Source organism: Nocardioides nematodiphilus (assembly GCF_020216525.1).
Classification (GTDB): domain Bacteria; phylum Actinomycetota; class Actinomycetes; order Propionibacteriales; family Nocardioidaceae; genus Nocardioides; species Nocardioides nematodiphilus.
On record NZ_JAIWOY010000003.1, the window covers coordinates 246,963 to 264,832 of the forward strand.

At 70.5% G+C, this 17,870-nt stretch carries 16 protein-coding genes; 11 read left to right on the forward strand and 5 right to left on the reverse strand.

Going from position 1 to position 17,870, the window contains the following annotated elements; translation table 11 throughout:
- Nucleotides 1–17: 17 nt before the first annotated feature.
- On the reverse strand, nt 18–905 hold the full coding sequence (locus KSO98_RS07195) for a MaoC/PaaZ C-terminal domain-containing protein (RefSeq protein WP_225284437.1): 888 nt from the start codon (nt 903–905) through the stop codon (nt 18–20).
- Between the two features lie 14 nt (nt 906–919).
- On the reverse strand, nt 920–2,254 hold the full coding sequence (locus KSO98_RS07200; RefSeq protein WP_225284438.1) for a 3-oxoacyl-ACP reductase: 1,335 nt from the start codon (nt 2,252–2,254) through the stop codon (nt 920–922).
- A gap of 136 nt (nt 2,255–2,390) precedes the next feature.
- Between KSO98_RS07200 and KSO98_RS07205 the strand changes: the two genes are divergently transcribed.
- Together KSO98_RS07205 and KSO98_RS07210 are read left to right on the forward strand one after the other, a co-directional pair.
- A complete protein-coding gene (locus KSO98_RS07205; protein ID WP_225284439.1) occupies nt 2,391–3,671 on the forward strand; it encodes an acetyl-CoA C-acetyltransferase in 1,281 nt (426 codons plus the stop codon).
- 112 nt (nt 3,672–3,783) lie between these two features.
- Complete coding sequence (locus KSO98_RS07210; RefSeq protein ID WP_225284440.1) at nt 3,784–5,058, forward strand: serine/threonine-protein kinase; 1,275 nt, start codon at nt 3,784–3,786, stop codon at nt 5,056–5,058.
- Nucleotides 5,059–5,093: 35 nt separating this feature from the next.
- On the opposite strand, the gene KSO98_RS07215 is transcribed toward KSO98_RS07210, so the two are convergent.
- Together KSO98_RS07215 and KSO98_RS07220 are read right to left on the reverse strand one after the other, a co-directional pair.
- Entirely contained in the window at nt 5,094–5,816 is a 723-nt protein-coding gene (locus KSO98_RS07215; protein WP_225284441.1) for a TetR/AcrR family transcriptional regulator, read from the reverse strand.
- Between the two features lie 53 nt (nt 5,817–5,869).
- On the reverse strand, nt 5,870–7,378 hold the full coding sequence (locus KSO98_RS07220; RefSeq protein WP_225284443.1) for an ATP-dependent DNA ligase: 1,509 nt from the start codon (nt 7,376–7,378) through the stop codon (nt 5,870–5,872).
- 23 nt (nt 7,379–7,401) lie between these two features.
- On the opposite strand from KSO98_RS07220, the gene KSO98_RS07225 reads away from it, so the two are divergent.
- From KSO98_RS07225 to KSO98_RS07265, 9 genes are all read left to right on the forward strand, one after another.
- Nucleotides 7,402–8,328 (forward strand): DNA-3-methyladenine glycosylase family protein, encoded by a 927-nt coding sequence (locus tag KSO98_RS07225; protein WP_225284444.1) that lies wholly within the window; start codon nt 7,402–7,404, stop codon nt 8,326–8,328.
- 193 nt (nt 8,329–8,521) lie between these two features.
- Nucleotides 8,522–9,313, forward strand: a complete 792-nt coding sequence (locus KSO98_RS07230; RefSeq protein ID WP_225284446.1) for an MlaE family ABC transporter permease — start codon at nt 8,522–8,524, stop codon at nt 9,311–9,313.
- Nucleotides 9,313–10,140, forward strand: a complete 828-nt coding sequence (locus KSO98_RS07235; protein ID WP_225284447.1) for an MlaE family ABC transporter permease — start codon at nt 9,313–9,315, stop codon at nt 10,138–10,140. Before KSO98_RS07230 ends, KSO98_RS07235 begins: the two co-directional genes overlap by 1 nt.
- Nucleotides 10,141–10,166: 26 nt before the next feature.
- Nucleotides 10,167–11,252, forward strand: a complete 1,086-nt coding sequence (locus tag KSO98_RS07240; RefSeq protein WP_225284448.1) for an MCE family protein — start codon at nt 10,167–10,169, stop codon at nt 11,250–11,252.
- Nucleotides 11,249–12,265 carry an MCE family protein gene (locus KSO98_RS07245; RefSeq protein WP_225284449.1) on the forward strand — a complete coding sequence of 339 codons (1,017 nt, stop codon included), beginning with the start codon at nt 11,249–11,251 and terminating at the stop codon, nt 12,263–12,265. The genes KSO98_RS07240 and KSO98_RS07245 overlap by 4 nt, the downstream gene beginning before the upstream one ends.
- Nucleotides 12,265–13,245: an MCE family protein gene (locus KSO98_RS07250; RefSeq protein WP_225284450.1), complete on the forward strand. Its 981-nt coding sequence runs from the start codon at nt 12,265–12,267 to the stop codon at nt 13,243–13,245. The genes KSO98_RS07245 and KSO98_RS07250 overlap by 1 nt, the downstream gene beginning before the upstream one ends.
- Nucleotides 13,242–14,321 carry an MCE family protein gene (locus KSO98_RS07255; protein WP_225284451.1) on the forward strand — a complete coding sequence of 360 codons (1,080 nt, stop codon included), beginning with the start codon at nt 13,242–13,244 and terminating at the stop codon, nt 14,319–14,321. Before KSO98_RS07250 ends, KSO98_RS07255 begins: the two co-directional genes overlap by 4 nt.
- On the forward strand, nt 14,318–15,481 hold the full coding sequence (locus KSO98_RS07260; RefSeq protein ID WP_225284452.1) for an MCE family protein: 1,164 nt from the start codon (nt 14,318–14,320) through the stop codon (nt 15,479–15,481). The genes KSO98_RS07255 and KSO98_RS07260 overlap by 4 nt, the downstream gene beginning before the upstream one ends.
- Nucleotides 15,481–16,578 (forward strand): MCE family protein, encoded by a 1,098-nt coding sequence (locus tag KSO98_RS07265; RefSeq protein WP_225284453.1) that lies wholly within the window; start codon nt 15,481–15,483, stop codon nt 16,576–16,578. The genes KSO98_RS07260 and KSO98_RS07265 overlap by 1 nt, the downstream gene beginning before the upstream one ends.
- Nucleotides 16,579–16,599: 21 nt before the next feature.
- On the opposite strand, the gene KSO98_RS07270 is transcribed toward KSO98_RS07265, so the two are convergent.
- On the reverse strand, nt 16,600–17,853 hold the full coding sequence (locus tag KSO98_RS07270) for a phospholipase D-like domain-containing protein (RefSeq protein WP_225284456.1): 1,254 nt from the start codon (nt 17,851–17,853) through the stop codon (nt 16,600–16,602).
- Nucleotides 17,854–17,870 lie beyond the last annotated feature (17 nt).

Sequence of the window (17,870 nt, forward strand, 5' to 3'; positions counted from 1 at the left end):
TGGCCCAGCCGAACCGCTCACAGGGCGGTGGTACGCCCCAGCAGGTGCAGGGTGTCGCTGCCGCGCTTGTGCAGGGAGAAGCCGAAGCCCTCGCCCCGCTCCTCGCTGCCGAAGGCGACCGCGCTCGGCAGCAGGACCGGCTTCTTGAAGGTCACCTCGACGGTGACCGCGTCGGGCAGCCGGTTCTCGAGCATCGCGACGCAGCGGGCCTTCGTCCACATGCCATGCGCGATCTGGCGCGGGAACCCGAGCGCCTTCGCCGACAGCGCGGTCAGATGGATCGGGTTGTAGTCGCCCGAGACGGCCGCGTAGCGGCGTCCCAGGTCGGCCTTGAGCGGCCAGGCCACCGGGCCCGGTGCGACGTCGGCCAGGTCGCCCGCCCAGGCGGCGTCCGGGTTGCGACGACCGCGTCGCAGGTAGGTGGAGACCGACTCCCACGCGACCTCTCCGTCGGGTGAGCCGGATCGGATGGTCGAGGTCAGCCGCCAGGCGGTGCCCACCGGGTGGGCGATCGGGCTGCTGACGTCGACGCGTACGTCGAGCGTCTCGCCGATCGCGATCCGTCGGTGCTGGGTGATGGTGTTCTCGAGGTGCACCATGCCCATCGCCGGGGCGGGGAAGCGTGCGTCGGCCAGGATCGCGAGGTGCAGCGGCTGGGCGAGCATGTGCGGGTAGGTCAGCGCCACGGTGTCCTGCGCCGGGAACCCGCACAGCTCGGCGTAGCGGGTGGCGTGCTCGCGCTCGACCGTGACCGGCGGGCGGGTGACGGCGAAGCCCTCGGTGGCCGAGGCGTCCTTGCGGATGCCCGGGAGCGCGGAGACGCCGGGGACCGACGGCAGCGCCGCCCGCAGGAGGGCGGCGACGCCCTCCCGCGCGACGACGGTCGGCTCCGTCGTGTCATCCATCGTGCCGGCCATGCTCAGGCTCCGAGCATCATCTGGCCGCACACGCGGACCACGTTGCCGTTGACGCCGGTGGAGGCGGGGGAGGCGTACCAGGCGATCGTCTCGGCGACGTCGACGGGCAGGCCGCCCTGCGACATCGCGTTGAGCCGCTGGCCGACCTCGCGGGTGGCGAACGGCACGGCGGCGGTCATCTGGGTGATGATGAAGCCCGGGGCGACCGCGTTGATCGTGATGCCGTCCTCGAGCTCCTCGGCGAGGCTGTCGACCAGGCCGATCACGCCCGCCTTCGAGGCGGCGTACGAGGTCTGGCCGACGTTGCCTGCGATGCCGGCGATCGACGCGACGCCGACGATGCGGCCGTTGGGATTGACGACCTTCTGCGCGAGCAGCTCGGCGGTGATCCTCTCGGGTGCCTCGACGTTGATCTCGAGGACCTTGCCGAAGCGCTCCGGGGTCTGGTTGGCGAGCTTCTTGTCCATCGTCACGCCGGCGTTGTGCACGACCACGTCCACGCCGCCGTGCTTCTCTTTGAGGTGCGCGGCGATGCGCTGCGGCGCGTCCTTCGCGGTGATGTCGAGGGTGAGCCAGTCGCCGCCGATCTCCTTCATCACACGCTGCAGGTCGTCGGCGGCCTGGGGTACGTCGAGGCCCACGACGGTGGCGCCGTCGCGGTGCAGGACACGGGCGATCTCCTCGCCGATGCCGCGGCTCGCGCCGGTCACGAAGGCGACTTTGCCGGCCAGCGGGCGGGTCCAGTCGCCGAGCGCGGTGGCCTTCTCCTCCCCGTGGGCGCCGATCCGGACCACCTGTCCCGAGACGTACGCGGACTTGGGGCTGAGCAGGAAGCCGAGCGTGGAGAGCAGCGAGTCCTCGTAGCCCTCGGCCACATAGACGAGCTGGACGGTGCCGCCCCTGCCGATCTCCTTGCCGAGGCTGCGGGTGAAGCCCTCGAGCGCGCGCTGGGCCGCTCGCTCGCTGCCCTTGAGCAGCTCCGGCGGAGTGCCGATCACGATCACCCGCGGACAGGTCTCGAGACTGCGCAGCACCGGGGTGAAGAACTCCTGGAGCGTGACCAGCTGCTTGAGGGAGGTGATGCCCGTGGCGTCGAAGACGAGGGCCTTGTACTTCTCGCCATCGGTGCGGGCGGTGGTGCTGGCGGCGCCGAGCTGGTCGAGGAGGCCGGCGAGATCGTCGGCGAGGCGACCGCGGCCGCCGGTCAGGACAGTGCCCTTCACCAGCGGGTCGCCGGCGGTGTAGCGCTCCAGCTTGGTGGGCTGGGGCAGCCCGAGGTTCTTGACCAGCAGCTTGCCGATCGAGGACTGGGTGAAGGCCTGGTACTTGTCGCTCATGATCCGGCTTCCTTGCTCACGTACGCGATGGACTGTGCGGACTTGATGTAACTAGAGGTGTAACTCGGTGTCCACATTTCGTGGTGTGCCTCTCATACCCTTCTCTCCACGCGCCCGCGAGGCAAGGATGTGCCGTATGAACAAGAGCACCCGTCGTGTCGCCGTCCTCGGCGGCAACCGCATCCCGTTCGCCCGCTCCAACGGCGCGTACGCGACCGCGTCCAATCAGGAGATGTTCACCGCCGCGCTCGATGGCCTGGTCACGCGCTTCGGTCTGGAGGGCGAGCGCATCGGCGAGGTCGCTGGTGGCGCCGTCCTCAAGCACAGCCGCGACTTCAACCTGATCCGCGAGTCGGTGCTCGGCTCCAAGCTCGCGCCCGAGACCGCGGCCGTCGACCTGCAGCAGGCCTGCGGCACCGGCCTGCAGGCGATCAACTACATCGCCAACAAGATCGCGCTGGGCCAGCTCGACTCCGGCATCGCCGGCGGTGTCGACACCACCTCGGACGCGCCGATCGCGATCTCGGAGAAGCTCCGCAAGAAGCTGATCGAGGTCAACAACAAGCGCACCACCGCCGACAAGCTCAAGGCGCTGGCCAAGATCCGCCCCGGCGACATCGGCATCGCGATCCCGTCCAACGGCGAGCCCCGCACCGGCCTGTCCATGGGCGACAGCCAGGCGCTGACCGCGCTGGAGTGGCAGATCACCCGCGAGGCCCAGGACGAGCTCGCCGTGACGTCGCACCACAACCTGTTCGCCTCCTACGAGGAGGGCTGGCAGGACGACCTGATCACGCCCTTCCGCGGCCTCGAGCGCGACAACAACCTGCGCGGCGACTCCTCGCTGGAGAAGCTCGCCACCCTCAAGCCGGTCTTCGGCAAGGGCGAGGCCGCGACGATGACCGCCGCGAACTCGACGCCGCTGACCGACGGCGCCTCCACGGTGCTGCTCGGATCGGAGGAGTGGGCGCAGGAGCACGGCCTGGAGCCGCTCGCCTACTTCGTCGACTCCGAGGTCGCCGCCGTCGACTTCGTCACCGGCAAGGAGGGTCTGCTGATGGCCCCCGCCTACGCCGTGCCGCGCATGCTGGCCCGCAACGGCCTCACCCTGCAGGACTTCGACTACTACGAGATCCACGAGGCGTTCGCCTCGCAGGTGCTGTCCACGCTCAAGGCGTGGGAGGACCCGATCTTCTGCAAGGAGCGCCTCGGCCTCGACGCGCCGCTGGGCTCGATCGACCGCTCGAAGCTCAACGTCAAAGGCTCCTCGCTCGCCGCGGGCCACCCGTTCTCGGCGACCGGCGGGCGGATCGTGGCCAACACCGCCAAGCTGCTCAAGCAGAAGGGCACGGGCCGCGCGCTGATCTCGATCTGCGCCGCCGGTGGCCAGGGCGTCGTCGCGATCCTCGAAGCCTGATCCACCCGCTCCCCACCCACCGGACCGCCCTGGACCGGCCTCGCTGAGGCCCGGTCCAGGGCGGTCCGGCGTGTGAGGACTGCCGCAGGCCCATCTCGGGTACAGCGCGACCGTGACGCTCCCCGCAGGCCTTGATGACCTCACCCGCCCCGGAGCGGTGCTGGGGGAGCGCTACGAGTTGGGCGCGCTGCTCGGCGCCGGTGGGGCCGGTGCGGTGCACCTCGCCCACGACCGACTCCTGGGCCGCGACGTCGCCATCAAACTGCTCCGCCCCGGCCAGGACGAGCACGCCGACGCGCGGCTGCGCGCCGAGGCCAGGATCGCCGGCTCGCTGTCCCACCCGGGCATCGCTCGTCTTCTCGCCTTCGGCGAGGAGCCCACCACCGCGGGCGTGATGCCGTACCTCGTGATGGAGCACGTCGACGGCCGCACCCTGCGCGACCTCCTGCGCAGCGGTGACCGACTGAGCGTCAACACCGTCCTGCGGCTGGTCGGCCAGATCGCCGACGCGTTGGCGGTCGTGCACCGTGCGGGCATCGTCCATCGCGACCTCAAGCCGGCCAACATCATGATCGCGCGCGACGGGCGGGCCGTGCTGCTCGACTTCGGCATCGCGCGACACCATGCCGAGGAGCCGCTGACGCTCACCGGCACGATCGTCGGCACCGTCGACTACATCAGCCCCGAGCAGGCCGCCGGCTCCTCGGCGACGCACGCCTCCGACCTGTACGCTCTCGGCACGCTGGCGTACGAGTGCCTGACCGGGCTGCGCCCGCTGAGCCGCGACACCCAGGTCTCCACGCTGATGGCGCACGCCACCATCCCGATGCCGCCGCTGCCGCCGAGTCACCCCGAGGGGGTGCGCGAGCTCATCGCCGCGCTCGCCGCCCTCGATCCCGCCCATCGGCCCCCGAGCGCGTACGCGGTCGCCCAGCGCGCGCGGGCCCTTCTCGACGACCCGACCCGCACCCGGGGTGCCGCGGGAGCGGGCGTGCCGGCCGCGCGGTCGACGTCTCGTGGCACCGCGTTCGTACGGGACGCGCGACGCCGGCACCTCGCCGCCGCGGCGTGTGCCGCGGTCCTCGCCCTCGTCATGGCCGGCGTGCTGGCCAGCCGCACCGACGCGCCGCGAGCCGTCGCGGCCGACGAGCCCCCGGCGCCCGTCGCGTCGTCGGCGGCCCCGAGCGCGACGTCCACTCCGCTGCCGGTGGATGCCGCGGCTCCGGTCGTCGCCGTGCCCCGGCATCACGCCGTCGCCCGGCCGGTCGCGCGGGTCCACCACGCGAAGCCGAAGCACCACGCGCCCCGGCCCACGGCGAAGCACAAGCCCAAGCACGGGCCGAAGCACGGGGCCAAGGCCAAACCGCACGGCCGCGGCCACCACTGAGCGCTCGCCCTCGCGCTGCCGAGAGGCAGCGTTGCTCAGGCGCGGGCGAGCGCGACCGCCGTCCGGACCAGGTGGTCGCGGACCTGCGCGGGGGTGATCGTCCCGACGGTCGGCACGCCGGGCGCGCTCTCGGTGACCGTGAGACCGACGTGGGCGAGCTGGAGGGCCCCGAGACCGGTGCCGTAGAAGAGGTTCGCCAGCAGGGCCGGGTCCTCGACGCGCAGCTCGCCGGTGCGCGCGCCGTCGGCGAAGACCTGGTGCAGCGGCGCCATCGCGCCGGTCATCGCGCGGCCGAGGCGCAGCATCGCGCTCTCGGAGATCTCGTCGAAGAGCTCCGGTCCACGCCGACGCATCAACGCGTGGGCGCAGTCGACGAAGGCGGGTCGGGCCACGCCGTACTCGACGAACGCGCCGACGACGGCGCCGAGCCGATCGGTGGCCGCAGCCGTGGCATCGTCGGCCTCGAGGAGGGCGGCGCGGAGCTCCTCGAGGTAGTCGATGAGGACGAGCGCGAAGATCTCCTCCTTGCCGGTGAAGTGGCGATAGACGATCGCACGATTGATCCCCACGGCACGGGCGATGTCCTCGATCTGGGCGTCGCGCACGCCGCGCTCGTCGAAGAGCTGCCGGGTGGCCTTGATGATCTCGGCCTCGCGCACCCGTCGTCGCGCAGCGGCCGCGGAGCGGCGGCCGTCGGTCCTGCCCGCCTCCGGGGCATCGGCAGGAGTGCCGTCGCGAGGCGCGAGATGAGGGGCCATGTCGCTACTGTACGACGTGTGCAACTCGGAGTTGCACCAACGTGCCACAGCCCTCAGCGCGCGAGTGACCGGACCGTCTCGATCGTGTCGGCCTCGGCGGCGGTCTTGTCGTCGCGGTAGCGCACCACGCGCGCGAAGCGCAGCGCCAGGCCGCCGGGGTAGCGGGTCGAGCGCTGGAGCCCGTCGAAGGCGATCTCGACGACCTGCTCGGGCCGGACCGGCACCACCCAGCCATCGGTGGGGCCGGTCGCCAGCTCCTGGAACCGCTCGGTCTGCCAGGCGAGCATCTGGTCGGTCATCCCCTTGAACGTCTTGCCCAACATCGTCCAGCCGCCGGTCTCGGGGTCGCGGGCGGCCAGGTGGATGTTGGAGAGCCATCCGCGGCGCCGCCCCGAGCCCCACTCCACGGCGGTCACGACCAGGTCGAGGGTGTGCACCGGCTTCACCTTCACCCAGCCGGAGCCGCGCCGGCCCGCCTCCCACGGGGCGTCCAGCGACTTCACCACCACGCCCTCGTGGCCGGCGCGGAGCACCTCGGCCGCGAAGGTCTCCGCCTCACCGGGGTCGGAGGTGACCAGCCGGGAGGCCCGATGCTCCTCGGGGACCAGCGCGTCGAGCGCCGCCAGCCGATCGCGCAGCGGCAGGTCGAGCAGGTCCCGCCCGTCGAGGTGGAGCAGATCGAAGAAGTACGGTGCGACCCGGGCCGTCGTCGCGCCCCGGCTCGCGGTGCGGGAGGCCGTCTCCTGGAACGGCGCCGGCCGGCCCTCCGCGCTGAGCGTCATCGCCTCGCCGTCGAGCACCACCCTCTGCGCCGGTAGGCCGCGGACCAGGTCGACCACCTCGGGAAGCCGAGCGGTGAGGTCGTCGAGGGTCCGGCTCGCGATCCGTACGTCGTCCCCGTCGCGATGCACCTGGATCCGGATGCCGTCGAGCTTGGTGTCGACGGCGACCTCGCCACCGATCTTCGTGAGCGCCTCGGCGACCGAGGGTGCGCTCGCGGCCAACATCGGGAGCACCGGTCGCCCGACCACGAGGCCCACCTCGGCGAGTGTCGCCTCGCCCTCGAAGGCGAGGTCGGCGATCGCGACCGTGGAACCCGCCAGCATCGCCGCCCGGCGCACCGCGACCAGCGGCACCGCCGCGGCGACGGCGAGCGCCTCCTGGACGAGCGAGTCGAGCGCGCCCTGGCGCAGCTCACCGGTCACCAGACCGCGCAGCCACTGCTGCTCGTCCGCGGTCGCCCGGCCGAAGAGGTCCGCCACCGCCGCCGAACGGGCGGCGGCCGATCCCGCGCCCGCCAGTGCCGCCATCCGCTCGAACGCGTCGTGGACCTCAGCCACCTGCAGCGTCGGCACGTCGGCGGGAGCGGGCAGGTCGGCGAGCCCCCGCCAGCCGAGGCCGGTGCGACGCTGGAGCAGGGCGCCGCCCAGGTACGACACCACCACCGCCCTCTCGTCGGGCTCGGTCGCGCCGAGCCGCTCGGCGAGGGCGGTGACCTTGGCCTTGCGGGATCGGGTCTGCGCGACGGCGGCCGAGGTCGCCACCAGATCAGCGAGCTGCATGAGTCCATGAAAGCCTATGGAGCGTGAGCCTGAGCCGTGCCTGGACGCCGACGTACGACGTGCGCCTCAACGCGCTGCTCGTGCACCGTCGCGGCCCGGGGGATCCGGCGTACCGATTGGTCGACGGCGTGCACTGGCGCGCGATCCGTACGCCCGCGGGCCCGGCGACCCTGGCGGTGCGTGCGCGCGGGGAGCGCGGGGGAGACGTGGAGGCGCAGGCGTGGGGCTCCGGCGCGGAGTGGGCCCTCGACCGGCTCCCGGCCCTGCTGGGCGCGGAGGACGACGACAGCGGGTTCGAGCCCGAGGACGGCCTGCTGCGCGAGGCGATCCGGCAGTACGGCAAACCACGACTCGGCCGCACCGGCTTGGTCTTCGAGGCGCTGATGCCTGCGATCCTCGAGCAGAAGGTCACCGGCCAGGAGGCGTTCGCCGGCTTCCGCAGGCTGCTGCAGCAGTACGGCGAGCCGGCACCTGGCCCGGAGGCCGCCGCCCGTCGCCTGCGGCTGCAGCCCACGGCCGAGGTGATCCGCCAGGTGCCGAGCTGGTCGTGGCTGCGGATGCACGTCGACCATGCCCGCTCGCGGGCGCTGGTCACCGCGGCCCGGGTCGCCGACAGCCTCGAGCGGACGGCTGACCCGTCCCAGGGCCTGAGCGGGGACGAGGTCGAGCGCCGGCTGTGCAGCCTGCCCGGCATCGGAGAGTGGACCGCCGCCGAGGTGCGCCAACGGGCGCACGGCGACCCGGACGCGGTCAGCTTCGGCGACTACCACGTCGCCAAGGACATCGGCTGGGCCGTCACCGGCGCACCGTTCGACGACGAGCAGATGCGTGCTTTCCTGGCGCCGTACCGGCCGCATCGGCAACGTGTCGTCGCGCTGCTCTATCGCGCCCGAGGCGCGCGGCCACGGCGTGGGCCGCGGATGGCGCCGCGCACTCATCTGCCCAGTTGAGAGACCGAAATCCTGCCCAGTATCCGGGAGCCGCGGTCGCCAAACATTTTGCACGTGACAACTGTCACAATTTTGGTACCCGTCGGTAGCCTGCGACTCCGTAACGCCTCTTTGTGAGCGCCGTTACATCAGCGACACGGATGGATGAGGGGGAACTCATGACACCGAACACGCGCGCCCGCCAGGGGGCTTCGTGAGCTTCACCGACCGGTTCCGAGCCGGAATCGTGACGAGTGGCAAGCTCGTCGTCCTGGGCGTGGAGTCGACCAGCACAGCGGTCGGCGACATCGCCCGAGGACGCTTCAGCTGGAGCGAGTTCCTGCTGCAGGCCTGGTTCATGACCAAGGTCTCGCTGCTGCCCACCATCCTGGTGGCGATCCCGTTCGGCGTCATCACGTCGGTCCAGATCGGCGCCGTGGCCTCCCAGATCGGCGCCGGCTCCTTCAGCGGCGCCATCAACGGCATCGGCGTGCTGCGCCAGGGCGCGCCGCTGGTGACCTCGCTGATGATCGCCGGCGCCGTCGGGTCCGCCATCTGCTCGGACCTCGGCGCTCGTCAGGTCCGCGAGGAGATCGACGCGATGAAGGTGATGGGCATCAACCCGGTGCAGCGGCTCGTCTCGCCGCGCGTCGTCGCCGCCCTCGTCGTCTCGCTCCTCCTGACGATCATCGTCGCGATGACCGCGATGGTGACCGCCTTCATCCTGAACGTCGGCAACGGCTCGATCTCGGCCGGCACCTACATCAACTCGTTCATCAGCTTCAGCAACACGATCGACCTGTGGGTGGCGCTGCTCAAGGCGTTCATCTTCGGCTTCATCGCCACGATCGTGGCCGCGCACAAGGGTCTCAGCGCCCATGGCGGACCCAAGGGGGTGGCCGACGCCGTGAACCAGGCCGTCGTGCTCAGCGTCATCCTGCTCGCCGTCGTCAACGTCGTCATCACGCAGGTCTACTCGATGCTCTCCCCGACCGGGGCCGCGTGATGGGGCGCGCGAGCTGGGCCAGCGACCCGATCCTCGACGCCTTCGCGGCGTTCGGGGACTTCGCCTCGTTCTCGGTCAAGGTGCTCAAGGAGATCCCGATCACCGTCAAGCTGTACCCCAAGGAGGTCCTGCGCCAGATCAAGGACGTCGCCTGGGGCTCCGGCGCCCTCCTGGTCGGAGGCGGCACCGTCGGCGTCATGGTCCTGCTCTCGCTCGCGGCCGGTACGTCGCTGGGCATCGAGGGCTTCAACGGCCTCCAGCTCGTCGGACTCGCGCCGCTGACCGGCTTCATCTCCGCGAGTGCCAACACCCGCGAGCTCGCGCCCCTGATCGCCGCCCTGGCGCTCGCCGCGCAGGTCGGCTGTCGCTTCACCGCACAGATCGGCTCGATGAAGATCCACGAGGAGGTCGACGCCCTCGAGGTGATGGGCGTCAGCTCGGTGCGCTACCTCGTCGCGACCCGCGTGGTGGCCTGCATGTTCGCGATCCTGCCGCTCTACCTGATCGGCCTGCTCGGCTCCTACATCGCCTCGCAGCTCTCGGTCGTCTACATCTTCCACCAGTCGCCGGGGCAGTACGCGCACTACTTCTCGATCTTCATCAACGGCCAGGACGTCTTCTACTCGATCATCAAGATCCTGATCTTCGCGCTGATCGTCACGCTGATCCACTGCTGGTACGGCATCAACGCCGGCGGTGGCCCGCAGGCGGTCGGCGAGGCGACCGGTGCCTCGATCCGTGCCTCGATCGTGGTCGTCGTGCTGGTCGACATGCTCCTGACGCTCATCTTCTGGGGCAACGACCCCGGCTTCCGGATCACGGGGTAGCCGCGATGGCCAGGAACAAGGGGCGCGTGACCCCCACCCGCAACCAGCTCGCGCTGCGTGGCCTGATCGCCGTGCTGGTGCTCGCGGTGATCGTCGAGGTCGTCCGGCTGCACAGCAGTGGGGCGATCGGCGGTCCGCCGCAGGTGACCGCGCAGCTGCGCAACGCCGGCGGGGCGCTCACCAAGGGCTCCGACGTGAAGCTGCACGGCGTCATCGTCGGCAAGGTCAAGGACATCCGGTCGGGGACCGACGGCGCCGTCGACGTGGGCATCACCATGGTCGAGAGCCAGATGGGCATGATCCCGGCCGACGTCGTTGCCCGGATCCTGCCGGCGACCGTGTTCGGCACCACGTACATCGACCTGCGCCCGGCCCACCAGCCGCAGGCCAGCCCCGGTGACGCCAACCCCGGTGACGCCAGCCCGGTGGCGGCCAAGGCCGCCGGAGGGACGAGGAAGCCCGGCTCGCTGCAGCCCGGCGCGGTCATCCCGGCCGACACCACCCAGCCGACCCTCGAGCTGCAGGACGCCCTCGATGACATCGACGGCCTGGTCAAGGCGCTCAACCCCGCCGAGCTCTCCACCGCGATCGGGGCCGCTGCGGTCGCGCTCGACGGTCGGGGCAAGGCCATCGGGGAGACCGCCGTCGCCCTCGACTCCTACCTGCGCAAGTTCAACCCGAAGGTCGCGATGCTGCGCGCGGATCTCGACAAGCTCTCCTCGTTCCTGCAGGTGGTGCAGCAGATCGCGCCCGACCTGCTCGACGCGACCGACGACGCGCTGGTCCCGCTCAACACGCTCGTCCAGCACAAGGACGACCTGACCGCGCTGCTCACCGGCGGCAAGAGCCTGGCCGACACCTCCGCATCGGTGCTGGCCAAGAACTCGGTCAAGCTGACCCGCTTCATCAACGACGCGTACGGCGTCATCGACGCCGTGTACGACAACCGGAAGGCCGGCATCACCGACACGATCGCGGTCAATCGGCGCATCGCTGGCATCGTCCGCGCCGCGGAGGAGAAGGGCTACCTCAAGGTGGACGCCTCGCTGCAGCTCAACGCGCCGCCCTACTACGGCGCGGGTGACCGCCCGTCCTACGGAGGTGGCCGATGAAGGGCGTACGCATCACCGGGCTGAAGTTCTTCACCTTCGCCCTCGTCGCCATCCTGCTCGGCGTCCTGCTGGTCAACACCATGCGCAACGGGGTCAGCGGGGACACGCGGTCCTACACCGCGCTCTTCACCGACGTCAGCGGCCTACGGGTCGGCGACGACGTGAAGGTCGCCGGCGTCCGAGTGGGACGCGTCCAGTCGATCGAGGTCGAGAAGGGCGGCGAGCTGGCCGAGGTCGGGTTCGACCTGGTCGCCCGGCAACCGATCCTGGCCAACACCGACCTGGTGATGCGCTACCAGAACCTCGTCGGTCAGCGGTACCTCGCCATGGTCCAGCCGGCCAACCACGAGGCTCCGCTCAAGCCCGGCACGACGATCCCGACCAAGCACACCGACCCCGGCTTCGACCTGACCCAGCTGCTCAACGGCTTCCGGCCGCTCTTCGAGGTGCTGCAGCCGGCCGACGTCAACAAGCTGGCCGCCTCACTGGTCCAGGTCCTCCAGGGCGAGGGCGGCACCGTCGACTCGCTGCTGCACCAGACCGCGACGCTGACCACCTTCGTCGCCAACCGCGACCAGGTCATCGACGCGGTGCTGACCAACCTCACCCCGGTGCTCAACAACCTGTCCGGACACGGCACCCAGCTCACCGCGACCATCACGTCGCTGGAGAAGCTGATGCAGGGCCTGGCCGCCGACCGCCAGCAGATCGGCGCCGCGGTCGACGGGATCGGCCAGCTCGTCGGATCCACCTCCGACCTGCTCACCCAGGCCCAGCAGCCCCTGATCTCCTCGGTGCACCAGCTGCGTACGGTGGCCGGCACGCTCGACCAGACCAGCGGTCAGGTCATCGCGGCGGTCAACGCCTTCCGTACGGTCTTCGGCGGTCTCGGCCGCGCGACCTCCTACGAGAACGCGATCAACGTGTACGTCTGCTCGCTGTCCCTCGCGCTCGGGAACACCAACATCAACACCGCCGTCGTCGGCGGTCGCTTCTCGAAGGTGTGCCAGTGATGATGAAGCCGCTCTCCGCACGCGACCCGTTCAAGATCGGCCTCGCCGCGATCGTCGTGATCGCCCTGCTGGGCGTCGGGGTCGTCCTCCTCTCCCAGGCCAACGTCGGGAAGGAGACCTACAGCGCCGTGCTGGCGCAGTCCGCCGGCCTCCGCGCCGGCGAGGCCGTCGAGGTGCACGGGGTCATCTCGGGCAAGATCAAGAAGGTCGCCATCCAGGGCACCGAGGTCAAGGTCGACTTCACCATGGCCAAGAACATCGCCCTCGGCAGCGACACCACCGCGGTGGTCAAGGTGGCGACCCTGCTGGGCACGCACTACCTCGAGGTCGACCCGAAGGGGTCGGGCGCGCTGCCCGGCGGCACCGTGCCGCTCGAGCACACGGCGGTGCCGTACAACCTCCAGGACGTCCTCAACGAGGGCAGCGCCAAGCTCGAGGAGCTCGACCCGGTGGTGCTCTCCAAGGCGCTGGCGTCGGCGGCCGACGTGATCGGCAGCTCCAAGGACCAGATCGCGCCGGCGATCAGCGGTGTCGCCGCCCTCTCGGACGTCATCGCCAAGCGCAACACCCAGGTGGCCGAGCTGCTCAAGGCGGCCCGCAGCGTCAGCGACCAGCTGACCGCGTCGAGCCCCGATCTGGTCGAGCTGATGAAGCAGGCGACGCTGGTCACCCAGGAGATCACCAGCCGGCGCGACGCGATCCACACCATGCTCGTCGAGACCACCCGGCTCTCGCACGCGCTGACCAGCGTGATCACCCAGAGCAAGGCCGACCTCAAGCCGGCCCTGGCCAGCCTCGACTCGGCGATCCGGTCGCTCAACAAGCAGAGCGCGACGCTCACCGGCGCCCTCGACGTGCTGGCGCCCGCGTCCCGCTACGTCGCGAACGCGCTGGGCAACGGCCCGTGGCTGGACCTCAACGTCCACGCCCCGCTGATCCCCACCGATGAAGGACGATGCGCGTTGGGAGACTGCTCGTGAAGCTCACGATGAAGAAGGTCGTCGTGGCCCTGGTGGCAGCCGTGGTCGTGCTCGGCGGCCTCGCCGTGATGAAGGCCATGAGCGGCGGCGACCAGAAGACGTACACCGCCTACTTCGCCGACTCCGCCGGCCTGTTCGTCGGCAACGACGTCGGCGTCCTCGGCGTCAACGTCGGCACGGTGAAGTCCATCGTCCCGGACGGCAACCAGGTCAAGGTGACCCTCGAGGTCGACGGCGACCGGCCGATCCCGGCGAAGGCCGGCGCGGTGATCGTCGCCCGTTCGGTGGCCACCGACCGCTACGTCGAGCTGACCCCGGCGTACAAGAGCGGCCCCACGATGAGTGACGGCGCCACGATCCCGATCGACCGCACCCGTACGCCCGTCGAGTTCGACGAGGTGCTCGCCAATCTCAGCACCTTCGCCACCGACATCTCCGGCAGCAAGCAGGCCAGCGACGCGGTCAAGCGGATCGTCGATGCCGGAAGCGAGGCTCTCGCCGGGCAGGGCCAGCCCCTTCACGACATGATCGGCTCGCTCTCCACGGCCACCGGCGACGTCGCCGGGCAGCGTGCGCAGTTCGCCGCGATGCTGACCTCCGTCGACACCCTGGTCAACCAGGTCGCCGACAACGAGCAGACCGAGCGCGCCTTCATCAAGCAGGTCGCCGACGCCTCCTCGATGCTCGCCGGCCAGCGCCAGGAGTTCAAGCAGACCCTCGACTCGCTCGACGATGCCGTCACCCAGCTGGCCGCGTTCTCGGCCGCCAACAAGGGCTCGATCGTCGGCACCCTCAACGACAGCGCGTCGTTGGTGAAGAAGCTCAACGCCAAGCAGGCCACCATCGCCGAGATCCTGCGCGACCTCCCGCTGGCCCTGCAGAACCTGCAGCGCGCCGACCGCGGTGGCACCCTGCCTGCCCGCATCGACCCGGTCGTCCTCACCCCGGTCTCCGGACTGCTGCAGCAGCTCTGCAAGGGCGGCCTGCTCGGGACCGTGTGCAACCTGATCGACGGCACCGACATCACCGGCAACCTGAGCGAGCTGCTCGGGCTGCTGACGGGAGGCACCAAGTGAACCGCCTCATCCGGGTCACGGCCTGCGGGGCCGCGGCGCTCGGTCTCACCGGAGCGCTGACCGCCTGTGGCCCCACGCTCGGCTCGATGCCGCTGCCCGGCACCGGCGTCTCCGGTGACGCGATCACGGTGAAGATGGACTTCGCCGACGCGCTCAACCTCGCCAAGGGCGCCACCGTGAAGGTGAACGGCGTCTCGGAGGGCAAGGTCGAGTCGATCGACGCGGCCGACTTCCAGGCGATCGCGGTGATGAAGGTGAAGACCGATGCCCAGCTGCGCGAGGGCGCGACCGCGCGCCTGCGCTACACCACACCGCTCGGTGAGCTCTTCGTCGACATCACGAACCCGGCGAAGGGTGCGCTGATGAAGGACGGCACCGAGCTGAGCACCCAGCAGACCAGCACCGCGCCGACGGTCGAGGACGCGCTGTCGGAGGCGTCGCTCCTGATCAACGGCGGCGGGCTCGGGCAGCTGCAGCAGGTCACCACGGAGCTCAACGCCGCCCTGGGCGGCAACGAGGGCACCTTCCGCGACCTGCTCGAGCAGCTCAACGGGTTCCTGATCCAGGCCAACCAGACCACCCAGGACATCGACACCGCGCTCCACGCGCTCTCCTCGGTGGGACAGACCCTCAACCAGCGGCGCGACACGATCAACAAGGCGCTGGCGCAGATCAAGCCGGCCGCCGACGTGCTGCGGGCCAACACGCCGGACTTCACCGCGCTGCTCACCTCCCTGCGGGCCTTCGCCGCCCAGGCCAACCAGACGGTCGGGGCCACCAAGACGCAGCTGCTGGCCACCATCAAGGAGGCCGAGCCGATCCTCGCCGAGATGGCCGCCAACAAGAGCACCTGGTCCGACTCGCTGGTCCAGCTCACCAAGCTGGCCGACGCGATCACCACGGCCGTCCCCGGCGACTACCTCAACGTCAACGTCAAGCTCCGCACCGACCTGAGCCATCTGCTCGCCGGCACCGGCACCGGTGGCAAGGGCGGTACCGGTGGCACGAGCGGCGGCTCGGGCGGGACGGGCGGCACCGGCGGAGGTGGCCTGCTCGGCGGCATCCTCGGCGGCGGCAAGACCGGCTCCGGCACGACCGGAGGCACCGGGTCCGGCGGCACCTCCGGGTGCACCCTCAACCTGCTGGGAGTGTGTCTGTGATGACCTGGGCCAAGAAGATCCTCACCGACCGGCTCTACCTCAGCGTGGTGGGCGTCGTCGTGGTCTTCGCGCTGTCGATCGCGTACCTCTTCGCGGTGGTCCTCGACCGCCCGCTCACCTCCACGCCGCCGACCGTCAAGGTGATGCTGGCCAGCACGGGCGGTCTGTTCGCCGGCTCGGAGGCGACCTACCGGGGCGTCAAGGTCGGCAAGGTCACCTCGATCAAGCTGACGCCCGAGGGCGTCCAGGCGGACGTGTCGCTCACCAACCGGGACCTCAAGATCCCGGCCAGCACCAAGGCCCGGGTCCGCAGCCTGTCGCCGGTCGGGGAGCAGTACGTCGACTTCGAGCCGACCACCCTGACCGGCCCGTTCCTCAAGGACGGCAGCGTCATCCAGGCCGCGTCCACCGAGCTGCCACAGACCCTCGGCTCGACCGTCGTGGCGGTCAACGGCCTGCTCAAGCAGATCGACGCCACCAAGCTGCACAACATGCTGGACGAGCTCGCCACCGGTCTCAACGGCACCGGGCTGCAGATCGGGCAGATCGTCGACCAGGGCCAGGAGATCCTGCAGACCCTGCAGACGGTGTGGCCGCAGACCTCGGACCTGATCGACACGTCCGGCAAGGCGCTCGACATCCCGACCTCGCAGGCCGGCGACCTCAAGACGCTCGCCAGCTCGGCCAAGCAGTTCGCCGCCTTCCTCAAGGACTACGACCCGACGCTGGTCAAGCAGCTCGAGAAGGCGCCCAAGCAGCTCCGGACGACCGAGGGCCTGGTCAAGGAGTGGGGCGCGATCCTGCCTGGCTTCTTCGACTCCGTCGAGCCGTTCCTGCAGCTGCTGACCTCGTACAACCCGCACCTGCGGGCCACGCTGGCCAACTACGCCCCGGGCCTCGACGCACTGAGCGACGTGCTCCACGGCGGCAAGCTCAACCTGGCACTGATCGCGGACAAGGACGCCCGCTGCTCGTACGGCACGTCGGCGACCGACCCGCGCACCACCGGCCGGCCCCTCCAGGCTGACGGCCACTGCTCGGCGGACTTCCCGCAGCTGCAGCGCGGTGCGGCCCACGCCCCGGGCCCGGTGGACTGAGCGGGCCGCTCCGGCCCTTGCTCAGAGGAAGGGCCGGAGCGGCGTCAGCACGAACTCGGTGAACTTGCGGTGCATGTCGCGCGCCTGCCACTCGTGCTCGGTCAGCTCGAGGCTGTTGGAGCAGTCGGTCGCGAAGATCTCCTCCATCGCGGCCGCCAGGTCGTGATCGATGATCTCGACGTTGATCTCATAGTTGCCCGAGAGACTGAGCCGGTCGATGTTGGCCGTGCCGACGGTCGTCCACGATCCGTCGACCGTCGCGGTCTTGGCATGGATCATGGCGTCGCGGAACCGGAAGATGCGCACGCCCGCCTCGAGCAGCTGGGCGAAGTAGCCGCGGCTGATCCAGTCGGTGACGATGTGGTTGGACTTCAGGGGCAGCAGCACCCGTACATCCACGCCGCGCTGGGCGGCGTCCTTGAGCGCGTCGACGAAGTCCTGGTCCGGTAGGAAGTACGCGGTGGTCAGCCAGACATTGGTGGAGGCGCGGTTGATCGCCTCCAGGTACATCGCGCGGATCGGGAACATCATCAGCCGCGGCACGTTGCGGTGGAACCGCACGGTGGCGTCCCAGGCGCTCGGCGCCTCGATCAGCAGCGGCGGCTGCGAGGCGCCCAGCCGCTTGCGGCGGTTGAGGTTCCAGAAGTCGGCGAACGCGCGCTTCAGGTCGACGACGCCGGGGCCGGTGATCCGCAGGTGGGTGTCGCGCCACTCGGTCGCGTACGCGGAGCCGATGTTGTACCCGCCGATGAACGCCGCGGTGTCGTCGACGACCAGGATCTTGCGGTGGTCGCGGCCGTAGCGGCGCAGGTCGTAGAACCGCAGACCGGCCGGGTAGACCGGATAGCGCAGCACCTTGATCCCCGGCGGCATCTGCTTGAACCGCGGCGGGACCACGAGGTTGGCGAACGAGTCGAAGACGCAGTAGACCTCGACGCCACGCGCGGCGGCCTCGGCGAGCGCGGTCTTGAAGAGCTGGCCGACCTCGTCGCCCTTCCAGATGTAGCTCTCGAAGAGCACCACCTTCTGGGCGCCCTCGATGGCGCGCAACATGTCGTCGTACAGGTCGCGTCCGTACGAGTAGGTCGTGATGGAGCCCTCGCCGACCTCGGTCGTCCTCGGCGCGGTCACCGGGAACGGCTTGGGCCGCTTGCCGCGGCTGCGGTACGCGTCGATCAGGGTCAGGCCCAGCGCTGCGGAGAGCGGCACGAGGACGACGGCCAGGAGGCTACGGCGCAGGAGGCGGAAGAACCGCTCGAGGTCGGGTGCTCGCACGCTCCCAACATAGTCAG

Excerpts from the sequence above, each read along its gene's own strand:
- KSO98_RS07215 (WP_225284441.1), bottom strand. The coding sequence starts at position 5,816 with ATGGCCCCTCATCTCGCGCCTCGCGACGGCACTCCTGCCGATGCCCCG.
- KSO98_RS07195 (WP_225284437.1), bottom strand. The coding sequence starts at position 905 with ATGGATGACACGACGGAGCCGACCGTCGTCGCGCGGGAGGGCGTCGCC.
- KSO98_RS07245 (WP_225284449.1), top strand. The coding sequence starts at position 11,249 with ATGAAGGGCGTACGCATCACCGGGCTGAAGTTCTTCACCTTCGCCCTC.
- KSO98_RS07250 (WP_225284450.1), top strand. The coding sequence starts at position 12,265 with ATGATGAAGCCGCTCTCCGCACGCGACCCGTTCAAGATCGGCCTCGCC.
- KSO98_RS07205 (WP_225284439.1), top strand. The coding sequence starts at position 2,391 with ATGAACAAGAGCACCCGTCGTGTCGCCGTCCTCGGCGGCAACCGCATC.
- KSO98_RS07235 (WP_225284447.1), top strand. The coding sequence starts at position 9,313 with ATGGGGCGCGCGAGCTGGGCCAGCGACCCGATCCTCGACGCCTTCGCG.
- KSO98_RS07220 (WP_225284443.1), bottom strand. The coding sequence starts at position 7,378 with ATGCAGCTCGCTGATCTGGTGGCGACCTCGGCCGCCGTCGCGCAGACC.
- KSO98_RS07200 (WP_225284438.1), bottom strand. The coding sequence starts at position 2,254 with ATGAGCGACAAGTACCAGGCCTTCACCCAGTCCTCGATCGGCAAGCTG.
- KSO98_RS07265 (WP_225284453.1), top strand. The coding sequence starts at position 15,481 with ATGACCTGGGCCAAGAAGATCCTCACCGACCGGCTCTACCTCAGCGTG.